We start from the raw sequence: 4782 nt of genomic DNA, 5'->3' as shown, positions 1-4782 counted from the left end.
TTGCTGGATAGATTGGCTCAGATTTGAATTATCTGTCACTGGTGAAGTCATCAACCAAGCTCAGGCAATCATCAGATAATAGCCAACTGCTCAGATTTGCCCTACAAGGTGCTTTGACTTCTCAATAGGTAACTTACTAGGTCTTTACCCTTAGAATTGAAATGCGAGCCAATCAGACAGCAAATTGCTACTATCTCAGCTCATATCATTGGTGATTAGTTTGGCTATGGAATGATGAGGTAATGAAATTATCAGTCAATTATCACTTAGACTTGATATTGAGTGTTCATTGATAATGATGGGTAATTACTATCGTTTGATAATCAGGCGAAGTCTATTGATAGGTCAGCTATCATTTACTGATTTTATGTTTTAGGTATAGGCTAATGATAGGTTTTCAGGTGTTCTCACTGGTTTAGTATCACTGTAATATGTATATTAATTTGATTAACTATAAAAAACCAAGGAGGCAGCATTGGACAATAAAAGATTTTTAATACGAGCAATTGGGATTTGCGGTTTAATTTTTATTTTATCTACGATGGTTGCTGCTAGGTTTTTTTAGTATGGTGACTGAATATTGAGTTTGGCGGTTCTTAAGGAATTCGAACTATCGGCGGTAACGCTTGCGGTTACTGTGTTCTTTGGCTGTCGGTGACTAAATAGACCACCAAATAGACCACGATTAGCAGTAGCTGCAGTGTGTTCAATCGGTACAGCACCGCCTCAACTAGCAGTTACAGCCCCAGTAATTACGGGCTTTATTGATTTTGTTTTTTGACAAGCCCAACGATCGGTTTTCATATCGGCTGTTTTGAGATTAATCGATATTACTAACTTTTGTTGAATTACGTTGTTACTATAGGGCAAAAAAATATAGGTGTGCTATGAGTGGTTTATTACAATTAGTTGGTTATCTCTTGGTTTGGCTTATCGGTCTCGGCTTACTACTAACTATTGCTTTTTGGGCTATGGCTAACATCTGGCTATTGCTTGGCATACTTGCCACATTAATCGTTTTGTTGATTATTTATGGTATGGCAACAAGCGACAACGAGTGGGTTAGTGGGTTAACAAACTTAACTTTGGTAGGCATTGTCTGTTTTGTGGCTTACGCAATATTCGCTTAAATTGTGTTCGGTGCGCTGTAAAGGCATCGAACTATTGACCTGCAGCCCAAGTGATTTAGCGGTGTTCAGGTTTTATCTATTTTCTTTTAACATCATTTTTAACAACGTCTGTCTGTCGCTACTGGTCAAAACATGGGGTGACTTTACGTTCTATCAGCTCAGGTTTGCGAGCATCAACCATGTTTATAGTTATTGATACTGGTTGCACTTCATCTCCATCATTAACGCCTTTATCCAACCCCAGTAACTTTGCTTTGCTCATCGTAGCAGCAACCATAGCAGATGCTTGGCCATTCTCTTTGGCAGTCAATCTAGCATCGTCTAATTCTGTCATCAGGTCATCAATGCTCATTTTCATTCTTTACCCCATAATATCTCGATAGGCTTTGCTTGCGTCATTAGCTGATACTCCAGCAACCAACCTTATCACTGTAGGTCTGTTTGCTATCGGCTCAACGTCTTTAATCACTGGCTTATCTAACCCTGTCAGCTTTGCCATAGTAGCAGTGGCTTGTATCATTGCAGACGGTTTGCGTTCCTCTATCGCCATTTGCCTTGCCTGTTCTAACTGGTCAAGTAGGTCATCGATCGTCAATCTGCTCATGGTTCAATACTCCTCATCTAATCGCTTACTGATTGCCAGTGCTGCCTCAGGTGTTAGCTCAGGAATATATCCTAGTCCATTACTGTTTGGCGTTACGTCCCTCATGTTATCCATGCCTAGTAACTTGGCTTGGCTCATTGTGGCTGTGACTATGGCGTTTGGATTGCGGTCATCAATCGCTATCTGTTTGGCTGTCTGCAAGTCTGCTATCAGGTCATTTAAATCAGGTATTCTCATTTGTTAGCCTCAATGGGTGCAACCTAGTTTATCGAGTGTTTGCTGCCATATTTTAGCAGTCAGTCTGTCATGCTCATTCACTAGCCTATCAAACGTCTTTGAGTGCATACCTTTGGGCTTTGTACCACTGCCATGAGCAATGCCACTTTGCCACCCTAAACGCTGTCTAATGGTATCAGCACGACTGAATAGGCGGTCAATGGGTTGCTGTAGCTGTGAGCCGTAACAAGCACCAATACAGCCACGACAGACGTAAGTCCCTGCACAATACAGCACTGCTACTCGATTGCTGCATGATGGGCATCTGAACCAATAGCGTGAGCCACCGTAGTGAGGTGCTGTCTTTGATAATTCGATACTGTAGCGGTATGCCTTGCCTCGATATGAATATGCAAGGTCAATGCTGCTTGCTGTGCCTGATTGCCTCAACTGGTCACGATACTGTGCAATGGTCAATCGAGGGTAATTGCTCAGGCTCGAAGTGGTCGCTAGTGCTGCCATGTTTATTCCCTACAACATCGAAATGATTAGGCTATTTTCTTTTTATTGGCTTCAGCCTCTATCTGTTTCAGGTACTCAATACCAGATATAAATGTTCTCGAAGTGGGTGTTATATGCTTTTTCTCATTCAATGCAATGTTGCTCGAACCGTAATTATTAGCGTACTTTCCCTTTCTGTTTTTGCCACGCTCTTTGGTAAGATAACTTGATCTAAAGAACATTCTATCGAAGGTTTCAGAGTCGCCTCTTTTGACCTTAACATAAGAGTTTGGCGGTAGACTTGGCTTTGCTAACTCGTACGTTCGCCTTGATATCTTTTCGCACTCTATAAATATTCCTTTGGGTGTGTTCACCTTGTCGGCATCAACCATAATCAATAAGTGATAATGCTGATGTTTAACTGTTTCTATCTCACGAACCCAGAAGTAACCAATACGCTTAACACTATGCGCTTTCTTTATTCCCTTTCTCAGCTCATGCATGAAGTCAGTCATCAACTTGTTATCAAGCGTACCCTCAAATTCTTTGACATGGATATCAACCCTAATCATCAGCACGTTTGCATGGTGACTAACCATAGCCGTCATTTGACGTTCAAGCGCCCTCAACGGCTCAACATAGCAACCATAGACCTTACCATTTAACCCCCTCGTATAGATTGGCAACCACCTATCACCAAGTAAAATCCGTTCGTTATAAGTGACCTCACGCATTGCTTGAAAACCTCAAAATGTTAAAGATAAAAGATGGGTAAGTACTCGATCAACTTCATAGTTACTTGATGCTCAGGTTAAAAGGATATTATAAAGGTACCTGTTTTTTTATTATCATAATCTAATATTGTATGCCTTGTACTGTGGGCGGTTCACACCGAAATAACATCAAAATGTGAGTAAAAAGTAATGACATAATTAACTATTAATTTTTTCTTAACAACATTTAAACAGTGCTTAATAGTAGGTCATTATCACTAAAAGTATACTGTTTGCTCTCTATCTGCTCATTTTGGCGTTCTAGCCATCTGTAGTACCTCACTATCAAAAACGATTTACGAGGCTGTGAGCGTCATTCTGTGAGCCTGTTTTTACTTAACCTTGCTCTTTGCTGCTTGAAAATTTAACTTTGCTAAATGCTTGCGGTATTTCTTTTGTTTGTCAGCGTCTTTGAGTTCATCGGCTATGATTGCAGCGTATTGCTCAGTGCTTGCACCTAATGGCGAATTATTGCCAAGCTCAGGCAATCGAGCTAATTTGCTGCTAAAGGTTCTTACTTGGCTGTCAGTCATTTTGATATAACCGTCATCTTTGATAATCGGCTCAGGTGCTTTCTTTTGCTTAAACTTAAATGATATGGCTGTTATCTTACGACCTGTTTTGTGCTGCTTATAATTGACGGTAATATCGGTAAATTCGTTAATCTGATTGATAGCAATATCTAGTACCTTAGTCTTAAATCGTTCAATCCGTGGGTATTCGTCATCTAACACTCCTAACTTATCTCTCAGCTCATTTAGTGGCATAGGTGTAATAATGCCAGTGCTACGGAAGGCAATCAGCAGCTCGTACAAACGCACTGCATAGCCACTATTGAGGTTTGCCACTTGCTCTATGGTGTAACTGGTATAGCGACCCTCTAGCTCAGTAATTAGCGGTATAACCGACTGAGCAAAGACAATCTCAACGGTTGCCGTTTCATTGATATAAGCGACCTCACTAACCCATCGGCTAGTAACATTTGCCACGCCTCTAGTACGCTTTTCTTGATAGCTAAATCTACGCTCAAAAAGGTTCTTACAAGCCGTCTGCAGTGCTTCGTATGCAGCACTACGCTTTACATTGAAGTGCGTCATGTAGCTGTCAGCACTAACTACCAGTCGCTTGTTATAGTTGCCGTCATGGTTGTTTTGCCGTGCCTCTAAGATTGCTAACAAGATTAGTCGCTGCTCAGACAATCCGAGGCTGTAGCTTGCATTGATTAATGCGGTATCTTTAACGACTAACTTGGACATGATAAAGCACTCAATAGTAGTATTAAGCAACTATATATTATTAAGTTGCTTATTGCACGGGATTGGTTGCTTTAATGCACGGGATTGGTTGCTACATTGCACGGGATTGGTTGCTTTAATGCACGGGATTGGTTGCTATATGAACGCTGTAAGCTATGAATGGTAAGGTCTGCAAGGGAGCTAATAAATAAAAAGTATTAATAAATAAAAAATAGGACAAACTGCTTTTTGATTGTTGATAACTATGTTTTGAATTGCTAACTAAAATCAGGCTCAGAACATTATCAAAATTGATTAACCCA

8 protein-coding genes are annotated in these 4782 nt (G+C 40.6%); 1 reads left to right on the top strand and 7 read right to left on the bottom strand.

Translation table 11 applies throughout. The features are described from left to right. The first annotated feature begins 887 nt into the window (after nucleotides 1-887). The gene (locus JMX94_RS13145) at nucleotides 888-1130 is read left to right on the top strand and encodes a hypothetical protein (protein ID WP_201566017.1); all 243 of its coding nucleotides are present in this window, start codon (nucleotides 888-890) and stop codon (nucleotides 1128-1130) included. Nucleotides 1131-1248: 118 nt separating this feature from the next. Here the strand turns inward: JMX94_RS13145 and JMX94_RS13140 are convergent, their stop codons facing one another. From JMX94_RS13140 to JMX94_RS13365, 7 genes are all read right to left on the bottom strand, one after another. Further along, nucleotides 1249-1482 carry a hypothetical protein gene (locus JMX94_RS13140; protein ID WP_201566015.1) on the bottom strand — a complete coding sequence of 78 codons (234 nt, stop codon included), beginning with the start codon at nucleotides 1480-1482 and terminating at the stop codon, nucleotides 1249-1251. 9 nt (nucleotides 1483-1491) lie between these two features. Beyond that, a complete protein-coding gene (locus tag JMX94_RS13135) occupies nucleotides 1492-1734 on the bottom strand; it encodes a hypothetical protein (protein ID WP_201566013.1) in 243 nt (80 codons plus the stop codon). 3 nt (nucleotides 1735-1737) lie between these two features. After that, the gene (locus JMX94_RS13130) at nucleotides 1738-1971 is read right to left on the bottom strand and encodes a hypothetical protein (RefSeq protein ID WP_201566012.1); all 234 of its coding nucleotides are present in this window, start codon (nucleotides 1969-1971) and stop codon (nucleotides 1738-1740) included. Nucleotides 1972-1980: 9 nt separating this feature from the next. Continuing rightward, the gene (locus tag JMX94_RS13125; RefSeq protein WP_201566011.1) at nucleotides 1981-2472 is read right to left on the bottom strand and encodes a hypothetical protein; all 492 of its coding nucleotides are present in this window, start codon (nucleotides 2470-2472) and stop codon (nucleotides 1981-1983) included. A gap of 26 nt (nucleotides 2473-2498) precedes the next feature. After that, nucleotides 2499-3185, bottom strand: a complete 687-nt coding sequence (locus tag JMX94_RS13120) for an inovirus-type Gp2 protein (RefSeq protein ID WP_201566010.1) — start codon at nucleotides 3183-3185, stop codon at nucleotides 2499-2501. 371 nt (nucleotides 3186-3556) lie between these two features. Then, nucleotides 3557-4480: a replication initiation protein RepM gene (repM, locus tag JMX94_RS13115; protein WP_201566009.1), complete on the bottom strand. Its 924-nt coding sequence runs from the start codon at nucleotides 4478-4480 to the stop codon at nucleotides 3557-3559. 115 nt (nucleotides 4481-4595) lie between these two features. Further along, nucleotides 4596-4782, bottom strand: a 187-nt coding sequence (locus JMX94_RS13365; RefSeq protein WP_227673656.1) for a hypothetical protein, incomplete at its 5' end; no start/stop codon positions are given.

The sequence above is a fragment of the Psychrobacter sp. CMS30 genome, assembly GCF_904846565.1.
GTDB classification, from domain to species: Bacteria; Pseudomonadota; Gammaproteobacteria; order Pseudomonadales; family Moraxellaceae; genus Psychrobacter; species Psychrobacter maritimus.
This window is presented reverse-complemented; position numbering and strand designations above follow the sequence as displayed.

Coding starts and splice junctions, on each gene's coding strand:
- JMX94_RS13145 (WP_201566017.1), top strand. CDS start 888: ATGAGTGGTTTATTACAATTAGTTGGTTATCTCTTGGTTTGGCTTATC.
- JMX94_RS13140 (WP_201566015.1), bottom strand. CDS start 1,482: ATGAGCATTGATGACCTGATGACAGAATTAGACGATGCTAGATTGACT.
- JMX94_RS13135 (WP_201566013.1), bottom strand. CDS start 1,734: ATGAGCAGATTGACGATCGATGACCTACTTGACCAGTTAGAACAGGCA.
- JMX94_RS13130 (WP_201566012.1), bottom strand. CDS start 1,971: ATGAGAATACCTGATTTAAATGACCTGATAGCAGACTTGCAGACAGCC.
- JMX94_RS13125 (WP_201566011.1), bottom strand. CDS start 2,472: ATGGCAGCACTAGCGACCACTTCGAGCCTGAGCAATTACCCTCGATTG.
- JMX94_RS13120 (WP_201566010.1), bottom strand. CDS start 3,185: ATGCGTGAGGTCACTTATAACGAACGGATTTTACTTGGTGATAGGTGG.
- repM (WP_201566009.1), bottom strand. CDS start 4,480: ATGTCCAAGTTAGTCGTTAAAGATACCGCATTAATCAATGCAAGCTAC.